Annotated in this window: 19 protein-coding genes; 13 read left to right on the top strand and 6 right to left on the bottom strand. The window is 49.6% G+C overall.

The features are described 5' to 3' along the window. Nucleotides 1-23 precede the first annotated feature (23 nt). Nucleotides 24-1,235: a tyrosine transporter TyrP gene (gene tyrP, locus OGY15_RS15440; RefSeq protein WP_286539934.1), complete on the bottom strand. Its 1,212-nt coding sequence runs from the start codon at nt 1,233-1,235 to the stop codon at nt 24-26. 225 nt (nt 1,236-1,460) lie between these two features. Here tyrP and OGY15_RS15435 point away from each other — a divergent pair, with 225 nt between their 5' ends. Continuing rightward, the gene (locus OGY15_RS15435; protein WP_151218875.1) at nt 1,461-1,700 is read left to right on the top strand and encodes a YecH family metal-binding protein; all 240 of its coding nucleotides are present in this window, start codon (nt 1,461-1,463) and stop codon (nt 1,698-1,700) included. A 45-nt stretch (nt 1,701-1,745) separates the two neighbouring features. Here OGY15_RS15435 and ftnA read toward each other — a convergent pair whose 3' ends face one another. Then, complete coding sequence (ftnA, locus tag OGY15_RS15430; protein ID WP_151218874.1) at nt 1,746-2,243, bottom strand: non-heme ferritin; 498 nt, start codon at nt 2,241-2,243, stop codon at nt 1,746-1,748. A 192-nt stretch (nt 2,244-2,435) separates the two neighbouring features. After that, nucleotides 2,436-2,771 carry a YecR family lipoprotein gene (yecR, locus tag OGY15_RS15425; RefSeq protein WP_151218873.1) on the bottom strand — a complete coding sequence of 112 codons (336 nt, stop codon included), beginning with the start codon at nt 2,769-2,771 and terminating at the stop codon, nt 2,436-2,438. Nucleotides 2,772-3,039: 268 nt separating this feature from the next. Here yecR and OGY15_RS15420 point away from each other — a divergent pair, with 268 nt between their 5' ends. After that, on the top strand, nt 3,040-3,678 hold the full coding sequence (locus OGY15_RS15420) for an RpiB/LacA/LacB family sugar-phosphate isomerase (RefSeq protein ID WP_151218872.1): 639 nt from the start codon (nt 3,040-3,042) through the stop codon (nt 3,676-3,678). Nucleotides 3,679-3,710: 32 nt separating this feature from the next. Here the strand turns inward: OGY15_RS15420 and OGY15_RS15415 are convergent, their stop codons facing one another. Then, nucleotides 3,711-4,943, bottom strand: a complete 1,233-nt coding sequence (locus OGY15_RS15415; protein WP_286539929.1) for an MFS transporter — start codon at nt 4,941-4,943, stop codon at nt 3,711-3,713. A 129-nt stretch (nt 4,944-5,072) separates the two neighbouring features. Between OGY15_RS15415 and OGY15_RS15410 the strand changes: the two genes are divergently transcribed. Further along, nucleotides 5,073-5,324: a DUF2766 family protein gene (locus tag OGY15_RS15410; protein WP_003034595.1), complete on the top strand. Its 252-nt coding sequence runs from the start codon at nt 5,073-5,075 to the stop codon at nt 5,322-5,324. Nucleotides 5,325-5,404: 80 nt separating this feature from the next. On the opposite strand, the gene OGY15_RS15405 is transcribed toward OGY15_RS15410, so the two are convergent. Next, the gene (locus tag OGY15_RS15405; RefSeq protein WP_151225622.1) at nt 5,405-5,908 is read right to left on the bottom strand and encodes a non-heme ferritin-like protein; all 504 of its coding nucleotides are present in this window, start codon (nt 5,906-5,908) and stop codon (nt 5,405-5,407) included. A 543-nt stretch (nt 5,909-6,451) separates the two neighbouring features. Between OGY15_RS15405 and OGY15_RS15400 the strand changes: the two genes are divergently transcribed. From OGY15_RS15400 to otsA, 6 genes are all read left to right on the top strand, one after another. Then, the gene (locus tag OGY15_RS15400; RefSeq protein WP_151218869.1) at nt 6,452-7,009 is read left to right on the top strand and encodes a DJ-1/PfpI family protein; all 558 of its coding nucleotides are present in this window, start codon (nt 6,452-6,454) and stop codon (nt 7,007-7,009) included. 315 nt (nt 7,010-7,324) lie between these two features. After that, nucleotides 7,325-8,314, top strand: a complete 990-nt coding sequence (locus tag OGY15_RS15395; RefSeq protein WP_151218868.1) for an arabinose ABC transporter substrate-binding protein — start codon at nt 7,325-7,327, stop codon at nt 8,312-8,314. Between the two features lie 115 nt (nt 8,315-8,429). After that, nucleotides 8,430-9,944 carry an arabinose ABC transporter ATP-binding protein AraG gene (gene araG, locus OGY15_RS15390; protein ID WP_151218867.1) on the top strand — a complete coding sequence of 505 codons (1,515 nt, stop codon included), beginning with the start codon at nt 8,430-8,432 and terminating at the stop codon, nt 9,942-9,944. Nucleotides 9,945-9,958: 14 nt separating this feature from the next. Further along, the gene (gene araH / locus OGY15_RS15385; protein WP_151218866.1) at nt 9,959-10,945 is read left to right on the top strand and encodes an L-arabinose ABC transporter permease AraH; all 987 of its coding nucleotides are present in this window, start codon (nt 9,959-9,961) and stop codon (nt 10,943-10,945) included. Between the two features lie 175 nt (nt 10,946-11,120). Continuing rightward, complete coding sequence (otsB, locus tag OGY15_RS15380) at nt 11,121-11,924, top strand: trehalose-phosphatase (RefSeq protein WP_252837682.1); 804 nt, start codon at nt 11,121-11,123, stop codon at nt 11,922-11,924. Next, a complete protein-coding gene (gene otsA, locus OGY15_RS15375) occupies nt 11,899-13,320 on the top strand; it encodes an alpha,alpha-trehalose-phosphate synthase (RefSeq protein WP_210905222.1) in 1,422 nt (473 codons plus the stop codon). The genes otsB and otsA overlap by 26 nt, the downstream gene beginning before the upstream one ends. 17 nt (nt 13,321-13,337) lie before the next feature. On the opposite strand, the gene uspC is transcribed toward otsA, so the two are convergent. Continuing rightward, the gene (gene uspC, locus OGY15_RS15370; protein ID WP_286539917.1) at nt 13,338-13,766 is read right to left on the bottom strand and encodes a universal stress protein UspC; all 429 of its coding nucleotides are present in this window, start codon (nt 13,764-13,766) and stop codon (nt 13,338-13,340) included. A gap of 792 nt (nt 13,767-14,558) precedes the next feature. Here uspC and flhD point away from each other — a divergent pair. From flhD to motB, 4 genes are all read left to right on the top strand, one after another. Further along, nucleotides 14,559-14,900 carry a flagellar transcriptional regulator FlhD gene (gene flhD, locus OGY15_RS15365; protein ID WP_003034622.1) on the top strand — a complete coding sequence of 114 codons (342 nt, stop codon included), beginning with the start codon at nt 14,559-14,561 and terminating at the stop codon, nt 14,898-14,900. Next, a complete protein-coding gene (gene flhC / locus OGY15_RS15360) occupies nt 14,897-15,481 on the top strand; it encodes a flagellar transcriptional regulator FlhC (RefSeq protein ID WP_085951062.1) in 585 nt (194 codons plus the stop codon). Before flhD ends, flhC begins: the two co-directional genes overlap by 4 nt. Nucleotides 15,482-15,605: 124 nt before the next feature. Further along, nucleotides 15,606-16,493 (top strand): flagellar motor stator protein MotA, encoded by an 888-nt coding sequence (motA, locus tag OGY15_RS15355; protein ID WP_016153442.1) that lies wholly within the window; start codon nt 15,606-15,608, stop codon nt 16,491-16,493. Beyond that, a complete protein-coding gene (gene motB / locus OGY15_RS15350; RefSeq protein ID WP_151218863.1) occupies nt 16,490-17,419 on the top strand; it encodes a flagellar motor protein MotB in 930 nt (309 codons plus the stop codon). Before motA ends, motB begins: the two co-directional genes overlap by 4 nt. Nucleotides 17,420-17,426 lie beyond the last annotated feature (7 nt).

Raw genomic sequence — 17,426 nt, 5'->3', positions numbered from 1 at the left:
AAGGGGCGAAAGCCCCTTTTGTTTTAACCCACTTCTGGTAGTAATCCTGCTGCAATAGAGAACTGTACTGCGATCACCACAATGCCGCACAAGAATACCAGCGCCAGCGCCGGAGCACCGCCCGCCACGCGGTAGGTAGCCTTCGGATTCTGTTTTCTGCTCTGCCATGCCAGCATCGAGGGGATCAGCAGCGCCAGCACTGCCAGGGCAACGCCCGCATAACCTAGCGCCATAACGAAGCCACGTGGATAGAATAGCGCGAATGCCAGCGGCGGCACGAAGGTCACCACGCCAGTTTGCATTCTTCCCGCTACGGTATTACGGCGCTGGAACAGGTCGGCCAGGTAGTCAAATAATCCCAGCGCGACGCCGAGGAAAGAGGTCGCCAGCGCAAGATCGGCAAACAGATGCACCGCCAGTTCGACGTGTGGCGACGCTACGACTTCACGCAATGCCTGCAATAAACCGTTTAAGCCAGCGTGGTTGGCTAACAGCCCCATGAACGTGGACGAGTTAATACTGCCGAGCGTAGCCAGTTGCCAGAAAATATAGGCGATCAGCGGAATGGCGCTACCGGTGATAAACACCCAACGCAGTTTACGGATGTTACCGTTCATATAGCTGACGATACTGGGGACGCTGCCGTGAAAACCGAACGAAGTAAAGATAACCGGAATGGCGGACAGCGCCAGCCCCTGCTGTAGCGGCAGCGTAAGCAGGTTTACTTTATGGATATCCGGCATTAACAGGGCCAGCATCGCCACCAGGAAGATTATCTTGGCGCTGAACAACAAACGGTTGAACAGATCGACCAGCGAAGTCCCCACGCAAACGACACCACCGGCAACAAAGGTGAACAGCAGCACGCCTGTGGTCGGAGAAAGAGTGGTTCCGGTCCAGTCGCTGATACTGGAAGCCAGCAGTTCACCCGCGCCACTGATATACGCTGCCGTCAGGGCGTACATTAAGAACATCATGCTAAAGCCCGTTACCCATTGTCCGTAACGACCAAGATAACGTTTTGCCAGCGTACCCAGCCCGGTGTCGGCCGGTACATGTTGATACACTTCAAGCAGCAACAGCGCGGTGTAGCACATTAACGCCCAAAGACTCACTAACAATACCAGCGTGACGCTAAATCCCACGCCTGCTGCAGCCAACGGCATTGCCAACATACCGGCGCCAATCGTGGTTCCCGCCACGATAAAAATACTACCCAGGGTTCTGTTTTTCACGCTTTCCTCTGTCCCAGAGATAATCAATGGTTATATCTGCGGCGCAGGTTAAGGCAAAACGCTATTTTCGTCAAATCACCGTTACAATGATTGTAAACTTATGTTTACGATATTTTATGCTTTAAGATGTATACCAAATGACACTTATCTGCGAATAAACCTGCGTTAGCGCAATGCAACGCCATGCAGTTCACATTAGGCTACGGCTTTTATTGAGGAGGTAGTATGGAATCTATTCACGGTCACGAAGTGCTCAACATGATGATTGAATCTGGCGAGCAGTATTCAAATGCCAGCCTTGAAGCGGCGATCACGGCACGGTTTGGCGATCAGGCGCGTTTTCACACTTGCTCTGCGACGGATATGACGGCAGCTGAACTGGTGGCTTTTTTAGCAGCGAAGGGAAAATTTATTGCAAAAGAAGACGGCTTCTCTACGCACGAAAGCAAGATCTGCCGCCACTGATATTAATAGGTAATGATGGCGGGTTGCCCTCATTACCTCACAACATTAATTCTGTGTATCAAGCGTAGCCAGTTCTTTATCGATGAAATAAAGACCTTCACCACTTTTCCCTGCCAGCGATAACTTATCGATGACAGATTTAAATAATTTCTCTTCCTCATGCTGCTCGGCAACATACCATTGCAGGAAATTAAATGTTGGATAATCCTGGTGAGTCATTGCCGCGTGTGCCAGCTCATTAATTTTCTGAGTGATTAACTGCTCGTGTTCGTAAGTCGCACGGAACAGTTCGTCTAAAGACGCATATTCAGCAAAAGGGGAAGAGACCGTGTTAATACGCGGCAAACTGCCGGTGTCGGTGAGGTAATCAAACAGACGCTGCATATGCGTCATCTCTTCCTGGGCGTGACGGCGCAAAAACGCGGCGGCACCTTCAAAGCTGTGATAGCTGCACCACGCGCTCATCTGTTGGTAGAGCAGCGATGAATACAATTCAAGGTTCATCTGCTCATTCAGTTGGTCGATCATTTCTGTTTTTAGCATGGTTCTGCTCCACAAACGTTAATATATTGACGTGGCGTCACTATAATTTGTTATTTAATTATTTGCAAAAGGTAAAATAATATAATTATTTATCAAAAATACGAATGGGAATAAAACGCATTAACGCTATTAAACTCAGGATACAAATAATGAAAAGGCAGAAGACCAGCAATAATATGCTGGTCGGAAATATTAATAATTGAAGGAAGGTGATTGGCGGATTGCGACACCGTGACACTGCCAGGCGAGCGTAATTTTGGTATTTAAGCACAGAGAACCGGCATATACGCTACAGGTTGAAACCGGTTGACCAAACGCCATTGCGTTGGCATAACCCAGGCGCTGACACTCTTTGGTCGCGGTTCCTTGGGTAACGTAGTCATCAGTACGGGCCGTTTGCAGTATGGCCTGGTTGTAGGTCAGGCGAACCACGCCGGTGATGGCGCTGGCTTCACTGACCTGCGCCTGTTTAGTAATAGTGCATCCTGTCAGCACGAGCGGCAAAAGGGCAAGGATAAAGGTCTTCATGTGATCGCTCTGAAAATACGGAGATACGACATCATGGCATACGTGCTGCCTCAGCAATGGCTTGAATAGCCTGAAGATCACCTGCGATTAATCGCAACGACGTCATTTTATTGAGGCCATTCTGATCTGCCGAGGGAAAAATGTGAGCACTTCATTATTTTATAAAACCAAATTTCATTAAATTTGAAAGTGAGTTTGCAAAATAGTAATGTGGCCTGAATGTTATGACTTTCAGCGGATCACCGCAGCGCATTCAGGAGATTAAAGAATGAAAATTGCATTGATGATGGAAAACAGCCAGGCAAGCAAAAATGCCATCATTCATAACGAGCTTAAGGCCGTCGCGGATGAGAAAGGTTTTCCCGTGTATAACGTCGGGATGAACGACGAAAATGACCATCATCTGACCTACATCCATTTAGGTATCATGGCCAGCATCCTGCTTAATTCTAAAGCGGTGGATTTTGTCGTCACGGGGTGCGGTACGGGCCAGGGGGCAATGATGTCTTTGAATATACATCCGGGCGTGGTGTGTGGTTACTGCCTCGATCCGGCAGACGCATTCTTGTTCTCTCAGATCAACAACGGCAATGCGCTATCTCTGGCATTTGCCAAGGGTTTTGGCTGGGGTGCTGAGTTGAATGTGCGCTATATGTTTGAGAAAGCGTTCACTGGTCGTAACGGCGAAGGTTACCCACCTGAGCGTAAAGAGCCCCAGGTGCGTAACGCTGGTATACTGAATCAAGTGAAAGCGGCGGTGGTAAAAGAAAACTATTTGGACACGTTGCGCGCTATCGATCCTGAGCTGGTGAAAACCGCCGTGTCTGGCCCGCGCTTCCAGCAGTGCTTCTTTGAGAACTGCCAGGACAAAGCGATTGAATCATTTGTCCGTGAGATAATTGGCTAAATTCTGTTGGCCCGGGGGGGACACCTGCCGGGCTATCTGTTCTTGTTTGATACTGCGCTTCCAGCATCCGGGGCGAGTCGCAGCGTATCCACCATACCGACAAGACAAATAATGGCAATCATGACAAAGGCCAACCGGAAACTGCTCCCTGGAATATTGCCTAATGCCAGCCATTCACTGATATCATCGCCGATGCGGATCCCAATAGCGGCTAATGAAATACCTAAACCTACCGCTAATTGTGTTGCCGTACTGAACAGCGTATTGGCGTAGCTCATTTGTGAAGCGGGGACGTCCGCAAAAGTGAGCGTGCTGACGCCGGTAAACTGAACAGAGCGGAACACGCCGCCCAGATACAACACCAGTAATATAACCCAGGTGGGGGTCTGTGGCGTGATCAATGCGCAGGCCAGCAACGCCAGGACGTTCAGTGCGCCGTTGATCAGCAATAGTTTCTTAAAGCCCAGCCGGCGTATCAACGGCGTAGTAGCAGGTTTAATCGTCAGATTGCCCACAAATACCGCCAGTACCAGCGAACCCGCGTGAAAAGCGTTCATGCCGAAACCGACCTGGAACATTAACGGCAGCAAAAATGGTACTGCGCTGATTGAAGCACGAAACAGCGACCCACCGTACATGGTGACGCGAAAAGTAGGAACGCTCATGGCATCCAGACGATTCATCGGCCAGGCGGTGCGACGAAAATGATGCAGAGCAAACAGGAAGGTCATTACCCCTAGCGCCAGAAGCCCTGCGGTCAGCCAGCCCTGCGGCTGCTGAGCTCCCAATAACTCTATGGCATACACCAGGCTAACCATCGCAACAGAGGTCGCGATAAACCCCGCGATATCGAACGGGCGGCGCTCGTCGTCATGAATATCCGGGATAAAACGTAGCGCCAGCACAATCGCCAGTATTCCCAGCGGAACATTAATAAAGAAAATCCAGCGCCAGTTGGCGTAGCTGGTGATGAATCCTCCCAAAGGAGGACCAATAATAGGCGCGACTAATGCGGGCCACGTCAGGGTCGCAATAGCAGTGATCAATTGATGTTTAGGTGTGGTACGCAGTACCGCGAGAGTGATCAGGTAGGTGCTAATGCCAATGTTCAGATCTACCGCCTGCACGCCAAAACTAATGGCCATGTCAGGCAGGGCGGTGGCAATTACCGTACCGTCGATAAACTCCATAAAGAAAGCTCCGGCAACAAGTAATGCTGCCGGGGAAAGACCGCGTTTGTTCTCAACCGCTAACTTTTCACTCATGCTGTGCTTGCCATCTCAAAAGAAACTGACTGGAACTATTTTTAGTTTCAGCGTATTCGTAATGCGTGTGCGGCTATCGTTTCGAGCGCTGAATGGGTACTATGACGACCTTTCTATAAGGAGCTCACTATGTCCCAAACACTGAATGCCGATCAGGAACTGCTCTCGGACGTTGTTGCCTGTCAGCTGGTTATCAAGCAAATTCTGGATGTTCTTGATGTTATTGCCCCGGTAGAAGTTCGGGAGAAAATGTCCAGCCAGCTGAAAAGCATCGATTTTTCCAGCCATCCTGCAGGTGCCGATCCGGTCACAATGCGTGCAATACAAAAAGCGGTTGCCTTGATCGAGTTGAAATTCACGCCGCAGAATGAATCTCACTAAAATAAACCGTTGTTTCAGGTTTTAGAAAGGTTTTTTTGCGCCTCGCAGAATGGGAGGCGCAGATGTTGGGGCGTCAGATATCAGTGCTGTTGATAGTTAACAACGTTAAGCAGGTGCTTATCGGTTTGCGCCATGCACAGCCCTGCACGTTTGGCGCTGCGGACTTCATCAAGAATCGTCTGCAACAGCACACCATCCTGCTGCTGTTCTTTCTCCAGGTCGTGAAGAAAATCGATCGTTGGTGCATCGTTTAACGCTTCAGCTTCATTGGTTAAGCGCGAGAGCTTACTCGCGCGCTGTTGATATTCGTCCAACGTTTTCTGAAACAATTCTTCAAGGGAAGTCAGCTCATCACCCGGAACATCAATGGCCTTGACGATGGGGTTAGCCCCGGCACTTTTCATGTAATTGAACATACGCATCATTTGAGTCACATTACCTTGCGCCTGAGTGCGCAGAAACGTTGCGGTACCTGTCAGGCTATGTTCGTAGCACCACTCACTAAGATGCAGGTAAAGATTCGATGCGTAGAACTCGAGGTTCATTTGGGTGTTGAGTTTATGAACAATTCCAACTGCAGCCATATCAATATCCTTATTTACAGAAAGGGGGATGTACGTTACTAACGCCAGTACAACGGGCTGCCGCTGCACTACATCTCTACGTACAATTATAACTGTTAGCAGAATAAATCCGTTCCGCCGGTCCTTTAGCGATCGCGAATTATATTCGCTCCCGATCGTGAATCAGCATAACGCTTGCTTCGACATAAGAAAATCCTTAAATCTGTGTATTTATGTTTTTTTACATATTGTCATCACCCCATCTGTGCTTCTGCTCTCTTTGCATATAGATGACATGAATGCAACGAGTTGATATTTATGTTATTAAATCCAAATTTCAATAATGAAATGGTGTTTTAAATCACAAAAATATTTTCCACAATAAGATATTGTCTGGCTCCTGATGATTATCTGTTCATGCTGCGAAGCAATTTCACGATCGGATTAATGATCTGATAGCTAATTTTTTGTGCCAGATCAGTTTTAATCAAATTGAGAAATTTAACGGCCAGAACTATTCGTCATTAATTGTTTCGTTTATGTGGATAAAGCGAGGAGTTACATATGAAGAAAGTCGCGGTGCTGCTGGCACCCGGTTTTGAAGAGGCGGAGGCGATAGTTACCATTGATATTCTGCGTCGACTGAATATCGAGGTTGAAACGCTGGCCTGCGCGGAGTCACGCGCGGTGGTGAGTTACCATGACGTACCGATGGTAACGGACAGCACGCTGGCCGCGCGTCAGTCGTATCTCTACGATGCCATCGTGTTGCCTGGCGGGCCGCAGGGTAGCGTTAACCTTGCCGCCAGTGAGGCGGTTATCCGGTTTGTGGCTCGTCATGATGATGAGGGGAAACTCATCTGCCCGGTGTGTTCTGCGGCTGCACGGGTGTTGGGCGGCAACGGTCTGCTGAAGGGGCGTCGCTACGTGTGCTCTGGAGAGCTGTGGCAAAACGTCACCGATGGGGAATATATCGATGCGCCGGTGGTTGAAGATGGCAATCTGATTAGCGGCAAAGGATTAGGGCATATTTTCGATTTCGCGCTGACGCTTTCGGCGCGTCTGCTGGGCGACGACACTCCGGTTCGCGATCACGCTGACCACATTTATTACCAATGGTAATCATTTTCCCGAATGCTTCGGTATTCGGGAACAAGGATTCGTTGGCTGATGTTATGGACTAATCTGCTATTCCTCTTTTTTCCCGTCGACAAAACCGCGTTTTTTTATGTCATTTCCCGCTGAATTTATGTACGCAATTACTGTAATTCTGTGGTGTGATGCCGCTCTCTTATGGAGAATCAATTTCCCGCTAAAAATACTCTCAGCACTGGCATTGATCTTATCAATAAAAGGTAATGCCTTGTTTTACGTCCGAATTACAAAAAATCGTCTGATTTTACCCTACATAAAAGAACGTTAAAGCTGGAGTTAACCATGCACAAATTCACTAAAGCGCTGGCTGCCATCGGTCTGGCTGCCATTATGTCACAATCCGCTATCGCTGAATCCATGAAGCTCGGTTTCCTGGTTAAACAGCCGGAAGAACCGTGGTTCCAGACAGAATGGAAATTTGCCGATAAAGCCGGTAAAGACCTTGGCTTTGAGGTGATCAAAATTGCCGTTCCGGATGGTGAGAAAACCCTTAACGCCATCGACAGCCTCGCTGCCAGTGGCGCAAAAGGGTTTGTCATTTGTACCCCGGATCCTAAACTCGGGCCTGCCATTATGGCGAAGGCACGTGGCTACGATATGAAAGTCATTGCCGTTGATGACCAGTTTGCCAACGCCAAAGGCAAGCCGATGGAGACCGTGCCGTTAGTGATGATGGCGGCAACCAAAATTGGTGAGCGCCAGGGTCAGGAACTGTACAAGGAGATGCAAAAACGCGGCTGGGATGTGAAATCCACCGCCGTGATGGCTATAACTGCGAACGAACTCGACACCGCACGTCGTCGTACTTCTGGTTCAATGGAAGCGCTTAAAGCCGCTGGCTTCCCGGAAAAACAGATCTACCAGGTCCCAACTAAATCAAATGATATCCCCGGCGCATTCGATGCCGCTAACTCTATGCTGGTTCAGCATCCTGAAGTCAAACACTGGCTGATTGTCGGCATGAACGACAACACCGTGCTGGGCGGCGTACGTGCGACCGAAGGGCAGGGCTTCAAAGCACCAAACGTAATTGGTATTGGTATCAACGGCGTTGATGCAGTAAGCGAACTGTCCAAAGGCGAAGCGACTGGGTTCTACGGCTCATTGCTGCCAAGCCCGGACGTTCACGGCTATAAATCAAGCGAAATGCTCTACAACTGGGTGACAAAAGGTGCAGAGCCTCCGGCGTTTACCGAAGTGACGGATGTAGTGCTGATTACCCGCGATAACTTCAAAGAAGAGCTCGCGAAGAAAGGCTTAGGCGGTAAGTAACATAAACGCCGGATGCGACGTCAATGCGTCTTGTCCGGCGTACGAATTGCGTACTCAGTAGGCCGGATGAGGCAACGCCGCTATCCGGCATAAAGATCTGATTCACGGAGACGTTATGCAACAGTCTACCCCGTATCTCTCATTTCGCGGCATTGGCAAAACGTTCCCCGGCGTTAAAGCGCTTACGGATATCAGTTTCGACTGCTATGCCGGTCAGGTGCATGCGCTGATGGGCGAAAATGGCGCCGGGAAGTCAACACTCTTAAAGATTCTCAGCGGTAACTATGCGCCAACAACGGGATCTTTGACGATCCGCGGACAAGAGGTTTCGTTTGCGGACACCACTGCTGCGCTTAATGCCGGTGTCGCCATTATTTATCAGGAGCTGCATCTCGTCCCGGAAATGACCGTTGCCGAGAATATTTATCTAGGCCAGTTGCCGCATAAAGGCGGAATTGTGAACCGCTCGCTGCTGAACTATGAAGCGGGGATCCAGCTTAAGCATCTGGGCATGGATATCGATCCCGACACACCATTGAAATACCTCTCCATCGGTCAATGGCAGATGGTGGAGATTGCGAAAGCGCTGGCGCGAAACGCCAAAATTATTGCGTTTGATGAACCGACCAGCTCCCTGTCAGCACGTGAGATTGAGAATCTGTTTCGCGTTATCCGCGAGTTGCGCAATGAAGGACGCATCATCTTGTACGTTTCGCACCGTATGGAGGAGATTTTTGCCCTCAGCGATGCCATTACCGTGTTTAAAGATGGTCATTACGTCAAAACGTTTACGGACATGCAGCAGGTCGATCACGATGCGCTGGTACAGGCGATGGTTGGGCGCGACCTTGGCGATATTTATGGCTGGAAATCCAGACCGTATGGTGCAGAGCGCCTGCGTTTGCATGAGGTAAAAGCCCCTGGCGTGCGTACGCCGATCAGTTTATCGGTGCGAAGCGGTGAAATTGTCGGATTGTTTGGTCTGGTGGGGGCTGGACGTAGTGAATTGATGAAAGGGCTGTTTGGCGGTACACGAATTACGGCAGGTCAGGTGTTTATTGATCAACAACCGATTGATATCCGTAAACCGAGCCATGCCATTGAAGCGGGGATGATGCTGTGCCCGGAGGATCGTAAAGCAGAAGGGATTATTCCGGTCCATTCGGTGCGTAACAACATCAACATTAGCGCGCGTCGTAAACATGTTCTGGGAGGATGCGTGATTAACAACGGCTGGGAAGAGACCAATGCCGATCACCATATTCGTTCACTCAATATTAAAACGCCGGGCGCGGAGCAACTGATTATGAACCTCTCTGGCGGTAATCAGCAGAAGGCTATTCTTGGTCGTTGGTTATCGGAAGAGATGAAGGTGATCTTGCTGGACGAACCTACACGCGGCATTGATGTGGGCGCTAAGCATGAAATTTATAACGTGATTTATGCCCTTGCGGCGCGCGGCGTGGCCGTGCTGTTTGCTTCCAGTGACCTGCCAGAGGTGCTCGGTGTCGCCGACCGTATTGTGGTGATGAGAGAAGGCGAAATCGCTGGAGAATTACTTCATGAACAGGCGGATGAGCGCCAGGCGTTAAGCCTTGCTATGCCTAAAGTCAGCCAGGCTGTAGCCTGAATAAGGAGAGAATGATGTCTTCCGTTTCTACGTCGGGTTCAGGTGCTGCGAAGTCGGCGCTAAATCTTGGCCGCATTTGGGATCAGTACGGGATGCTGGTGGTGTTTGCCGTGCTGTTCCTCGTTTGTTCCCTGTTTGTGCCAAACTTTGCAACTTTCATCAACATGAAGGGGCTGGGGCTGGCGGTATCGATGTCGGGTATGGTTGCGTGCGGAATGCTATTTTGCCTGGCATCCGGTGACTTTGACCTGTCCGTTGCGTCCGTGATTGCCTGCGCTGGGGTCACCACTGCCGTGGTCATTAACATGACCGAAAGCCTGTGGATTGGCGTGGCTGCCGGGCTGCTGCTCGGTATTCTATGCGGTCTGGTTAATGGGTTCGTGATTGCGCGTTTAAAAATTAATGCCCTGATCACCACCCTTGCGACCATGCAGATTGTACGCGGTCTGGCCTATATTATTTCCGACGGTAAGGCCGTGGGGATTGAAGACGAGCGCTTCTTCACGCTCGGTTACGCTAACTGGTTTGGTCTGCCGGCGCCAATCTGGATCACGGTCGTTTGTTTCATCGCCTTTGGCTTACTACTGAATAAAACCACATTTGGTCGTAATACGCTGGCCATCGGGGGCAATGAAGAGGCGGCACGCCTGGCTGGGGTTCCGGTTGTTCGTACCAAGATTATTATCTTTATTCTTTCCGGGCTGGTCTCCGCCATTGCCGGAATTATCCTTGCATCACGTATGACCAGTGGTCAGCCAATGACCTCAATAGGCTATGAGCTGATCGTGATTTCTGCGTGCGTGTTAGGGGGCGTTTCGCTCAAAGGCGGCATCGGAAAAATCTCATATGTGGTGGCTGGAGTGTTGATCCTGGGTACGGTTGAGAATGCGATGAACCTGCTGAATATCTCTCCGTTCGCGCAGTATGTCGTTCGTGGTCTTATCCTGCTGGCGGCGGTGATCTTCGACCGTTACAAGCAAAAAGCGAAGCGTACCGTTTGATTATTTTATCCCCAACTTTTTAGTCTAGCTTCAGCTCATCGCCAGCCGCTACCCGGCTGGCGATTGTTTTTCCAAATGGCGAGCATGGTCACACTGTCTATACTTATATCCGTCATACATCATATATACGGCGCGATCCGCGCGGCGTACAAACCATGATGAGGAGGATAACCGGGTGACAGCATCACTGATCTTACCCCCTGAACAATCTGCAAACTGTGCTTACTTTTTTGATCTTGATGGAACATTGGCTGAGATCAAACCCTATCCAGACCAGGTCGTTGTCCCTGAGACAATCCTGCAATTATTACATCAGCTGGCGACGCATAATGCGGGGGCGCTGGCATTGATTTCAGGGCGCTCGATGGCTGAGCTAGACGTGCTGACCGACCCCTTTCGGTTTCCGCTTGCCGGAGTACATGGGGCTGAACGCCGTGACATCAATGGTCAAACCCATGTCGTGCGCCTGGCTGAGGATACTGAGCGTGAAGCAGCGGAGCTATTACACACCGCATTGGCGGCGATGCCGGGCACAACCCTTGAAGCAAAAGGTATGGCTTTCGCGCTGCACTATCGTCAGTCGCCTGAGCATGAAGCGACGCTAATTCACCTGGCTGAACAGATTGTGCGCAGATGGCCGCAACTGGCTGTGCAGCACGGGAAATGCGTCGTGGAGATAAAACCGAAGGGCATCAATAAAGGCGATGCGATCGCCGCATTTATGCAGGAAGCGCCTTTTGCCGGACGGATCCCCGTTTTTTTCGGTGACGATCTGACGGATGAGACAGGGTTTGGCGTAATTAATCGCGCTGGGGGTATTTCTGTAAAAGTAGGGAGCGGAGCGACGCAGGCCGCGTGGCGACTGGATAGCGTTAAGGATGTCTGGCACTGGCTGGAGCAAATTAACTCTTCGCAGCAAGAATCGAAAGTAACGAAAAACAGAAGAGGTGGCTATGAGTCGTTTAGTCGTAGTATCTAATCGTATCGCCTCACCCGATGATAAAGGGAGCGCAGGCGGACTTGCCGTTGGTGTGCTGGGCGCGCTGAAAGCTGCTGGTGGCCTGTGGTTTGGCTGGAGTGGTGACACAGGTAATGAAGACAAACCATTAAAAAAAGTCACACGTGGCAATATTACCTGGGCTTCGTTTAATTTGAGCGAACAGGATTACGAAGAATATTACTGTCAGTTTTCGAATGCTGTTTTATGGCCCGCATTTCACTATCGCCTGGACCTGGTTCAGTTTCAGCGTCCTGCATGGGAAGGTTACCAGCGGGTGAATGCCTTGCTGGTCGATAAACTGCTGCCGCTGCTGAGCGAAGACGACATCATCTGGGTTCATGATTACCATCTGTTGCCGTTTGCCAGCGAACTGCGTAAACGCGGTGTGAATAACCGCATCGGTTTTTTCCTGCATATTCCTTTCCCAACGCCTGAAATTTTTAATGCGCTACCCCCACATCAGGCGCTGCTGGAACAAATGTGTGATTTTGATTTACTCGGTTTCCAGACCGAAAACGATCGCCAGGCTTTTCTGGATTGTCTGGCCGCTCAGACTCAGGTGTCCACACACGGCGAAAAACACCACCGGGCATGGGGAAAAGCGTTTTGCACGCAGGTTTATCCCATCGGTATCGAGCCGGATGAGATTGCCCGACAGGCTTCCGGGCCTCTGCCGCCGAAGCTCGCGCAGTTAAAAGCAGAACTTAAAAACGTGCAGAATATTTTTTCGGTTGAGCGTCTGGATTACTCCAAAGGTTTGCCGGAGCGCTTTCAGGCCTATGAAGCTCTGCTGGAACATTATCCGCAGCATCACGGCAAAATTCGCTATACGCAGATCGCGCCAACGTCGCGTGAAGAGGTGCAGGCCTACCAGGATATTCGCCATCAGCTGGAGACCGAAGCGGGGCGGATTAACGGCAGATATGGGCAGTTGGGCTGGACGCCGCTCTATTATCTGAACCAGTACTTTGATCGTAAATTGCTGATGAAGATCTTCCGTTATTCCGATGTCGGATTGGTGACACCGCTGCGCGATGGTATGAACCTGGTGGCGAAAGAGTTCGTGGCTGCACAGGATCCAGCCAACCCCGGTGTTCTGGTGTTATCACAATTTGCCGGCGCCGCGAATGAGCTAACTTCCGCGCTTATCGTTAACCCGTATGACCGGGATGAAGTGGCTGGCGCATTAAACCAGGCGCTGACAATGCCGCTCGGTGAGCGTATTACCCGCCACGCTGAGATGCTTGAGACTATCATTAAAAATGATATCGACAACTGGCAGGCGAGGTTCATTTGCGATTTGGAAAAAGTCTCCCCACGCCAGAGTAAACAGTCATTGTCTGATCAAGTTTCTTCCTGCTCAAAACTGGCGTGACGCGCCAAAAACGAAATTCAATCTCCAGCCAGTGGAACCAGTAGAACATCCACCTGGCTGGCACTAACTACGTTTTTCGCTGAGCAGGACGCGCGCGAAAAGAAGCTGTGGTTATGGTTGCCATAAATGACCAGATCGACCGCGTGTTTCCGGCATACGTCCAGAATATGGTCATTCAGTGCCCCATAGGTGATAAAGGTATGTTCAATGGGGTACTGCGCTTCTTTGCCGAGCTTGTTGATAAAATCCTGAGTCTCCTCTTGCATCACTTCGCGCAGGTCTTCCAGCATGGGGGCTGCAAACTGATTATAAAGTTCAGGGTCTGAGACCAGAGTTATCAGGCTAATACGGGCATTGACAGGACGGGCGATTGAAACTGCCTTGGCTAACAACTGTTGGCTTTCAGGTGTGGCGGCAACCGCAACAAGAATGTGTGTGTAGCTCATAACTCACTCCTTTTTTAAGAATTATGAGAGGATTTTTTAGCATTACTCAGCTTACTCCATACTGCAACCATTCCTTCCTGGATAGTGTGAATACCGTCATGATTATTCATTAATTATTCTTATAAATAGAATAATTGGGCCATATAACTTGTAAATACACTGAGGGTACTTAAGTAAAACTCACTGCTAATGAAAACAATGTGTTAATAAAAAATAAACATATTTTAACATTCTACTGGTTATCACAAGCCGGTATTAATTAATCACTCTTAATATTTAAGTTATTGTTTATAAAGCGTTTAATTGAAACGGTGTTTTGCATAAATAATGTGATCAAGCTCGCTATTTTACAATGTGATATTAACGTTTGTGAACAAAATACTATTCGCTTTTATTGCAAGAATATTCGTCCCAAAGGAATTGAAATGGAGATTGTTGGATTAAAAAATAAGCAAAGTAAAAGCTGTGCTGATGGATTTATGTTAAGTGTTTGGCTGGTTTATGTGATCTGCGTCACATATTCTTCAAATTCGCGGCATGGCTCCGTTGTATGTGTAACGGGTGGCGGGTAGAGTTGCGTCGAATTAGGAAAAATCTTAGACATTTGTAAGAATTGATGTGAGCTTGTAAGGAATACGGCCTTCTGAAAAAGGACTGTTTAGACAACGCGTAAGTGCCGTCACGCTGCTATGTATTTGACCTTTTGCTTTTTTTTTACCGGGCCTTCCCGGCGACATCACGGGGTGCGGTTTTACCGCATAAAAATAATGTTGGTTATTATGGATGCAAATAATGCATACATCCGAGTTGCTGAAACACATTTATGACATCAATTTGTCATATTTATTGCTTGCACAACGTTTGATCGTTCAGGACAAAGCATCTGCGATGTTTCGCCTTGGTATCAGCGAAGAGATGGCGGATACGTTGGCAACATTAACACTTCCTCAAATGGTCAAACTGGCTGAAACCAACCAACTGGTATGCCATTTCCGTTTCGACGATCACCAGACTGTTACTCGCCTGACGCAAGACTCTCGCGTTGATGATCTCCAGCAAATACATACCGGTATCATGCTTTCAACACGCCTGTTAAGCGACATCGATGATGCAGCGCGTAAGAAAAGGGCTTGATGATGAGCGAAAAAAGCATTGTTCAGGAAGCGCGTGATATTCAGCTGGCAATGGAATTAATCACATTGGGCGCTCGTTTGCAAATGCTGGAGAGCGAAACGCAATTAAGCCGCGGTCGACTTATCAAGCTGTACAAAGAATTACGCGGCAGTCCTCCGCCAAAAGGGATGTTACCTTTTTCCACCGACTGGTTTATGACGTGGGAACAAAATATTCATGCTTCGATGTTTTGTAACGCATGGCAATTCCTGCTCAAAACCGGTTTGTGCAGCGGTGTTGATGCCGTAATCAAGGCGTATCGTTTGTATCTTGAGCAATGTCCACAACCGGAAGAAGGCCCGTTGCTGGCGTTAACTCGCGCCTGGACGCTGGTGCGTTTTGTCGACAGTGGGTTGCTAGAATTGTCCAGATGCAATTGTTGCGGCGGGAATTTTATCACCCACGCACACCAACCCGCGGGCAGCTTCGCCTGCAGTTTATGCCAACCGCCGTCACGGGCCGTAAAAAGACGTAAACTTTCCCAGAATGCTGCCGATATTATTCCACAACTGCTGGATGAACAGATCGAACAAGCTGTTTAACTGATACGGTGTGGACAAACACTCCAGCAGCGGTAAGCGATTACCGCTGCTTTTTTTTGCCCTGACCTCAAGTTAACTGCCCGACTGCGCATCCTGTCATAGTCAATTGCGAAAGGATGATGTCGTGCTTATCTTATTAGGTTACCTGGTTGTTATTGGTACAGTTTTCGGCGGTTACATGATGACCGGCGGACACCTTGGGGCACTCTATCAACCGGCTGAGCTGGTGATTATCGGTGGCGCGGGTATTGGGGCATTCATCGTCGGCAATAACGGGAAAGCCATCAAGGGGACGATGAAAGCGATCCCGATGCTTTTCCGTCGTTCAAAATACACCAAAGCGATGTATATGGATCTGCTGGCGCTGCTGTACCGCCTGATGGCCAAGTCACGTCAGCAGGGCATGTTCTCACTTGAGCGCGATATCGAAAACCCCAAAGAAAGTGAAATCTTCGCCAGCTATCCACGTATTCTCGCAGATGCCGTGATGCTTGATTTTATTGTCGATTATCTGCGTCTGATCATCAGCGGCAACATGAACACGTTTGAAATTGAAGCGTTGATGGACGAAGAAATTGAGACTCACGAAAGTGAAGCCGAAGTCCCTGCCAATAGCCTGGCGATGGTGGGGGATTCATTACCGGCGTTCGGGATCGTGGCAGCTGTTATGGGGGTTGTTCACGCTCTGGCTTCCGCTGACCGTCCGGCGGCGGAACTGGGTTCGCTGATTGCGCATGCGATGGTAGGGACATTCCTCGGTATTTTACTGGCCTATGGATTTATTTCTCCACTCGCCAGCGTTTTACGCCAGAAAAGTGCTGAAACAACCAAAATGATGCAGTGTGTGAAGATAACTCTGCTCTCTAACCTGAATGGTTACGCGCCGCCAATTGCCGTTGAATTTGGTCGTAAGACTCTGTATTCCAGCGAACGTCCTTCGTTTATCGAACTGGAAGAGCATGTTCGTGCGGTGAGAAATCCAACTGCGCAGCAGACGACCGAGGACGCATGAAAAATCAGGCTCATCCCATTATCGTTGTAAAGCGACGCAAGCATAAAGGTCACGGTGGTGGGGCGCATGGTTCGTGGAAAATCGCCTACGCCGATTTTATGACCGCGATGATGGCCTTCTTTCTGGTGATGTGGCTCATTTCCATCTCCAGCCCTAAAGAATTGATCCAGATTGCCGAATATTTCCGTACGCCGCTGGCCACCGCGGTAACCGGGGGAAATCGCATTTCGAATAGCCAAAGCCCAATTCCAGGCGGCGGGGATGATTACACCCAGCAGCAGGGAGAGGTGAATAAGCAGCCGAATATTGATGATTTAAGAAAACGCATGGAACAAAGTCGGTTGAGCAAACTTCGCGGCGATCTTGATCAACTGATTGAATCGGACCCCAAACTGCGCGCGCTACGCCCGCATTTGAAAATTGATTTAGTTCAGGAAGGGTTGCGAATACAGATTATCGACAGCCAGAACCGCCCGATGTTTAAGACCGGTAGCGCGGAGGTCGAACCGTATATGCGCGACATCCTGCGGTCCATCGCACCAGTGCTCAACGGGATCCCAAACAGAATCAGCCTTTCCGGTCATACGGATGATTACCCTTACGCCAATGGTGAGAAAGGGTATAGCAACTGGGAGCTGTCTGCTGATCGTGCTAACGCATCGCGACGCGAGCTGGTTAGCGGCGGTCTGGATGATGGAAAAGTATTACGTGTGGTAGGTATGGCCGCCACGATGCGTCTGAGCGATCGCGGTCCCGATGACGCTATCAACCGCCGTATAAGCCTGCTGGTTCTCAATAAGCAGGCGGAAGAGGCCATTTTGCATGAAAACGCTGAAAGCCAGAATGAGCCGGTAAGTGTCTTACAACAGCCTGCGGAACTCCCGCCGGCAAGCGTTCCCACATCGCCACCAGCCAATCCGAGGTGATAGCGTG

This window comes from Citrobacter sp. Cu231, assembly GCF_030332265.1.
In the GTDB taxonomy this organism is placed as follows: domain Bacteria; phylum Pseudomonadota; class Gammaproteobacteria; order Enterobacterales; family Enterobacteriaceae; genus Citrobacter; species Citrobacter meridianamericanus.
The sequence above is the reverse complement of the archived record's forward strand: the minus strand, read 5'-3'. Positions and strand labels throughout refer to the sequence as shown.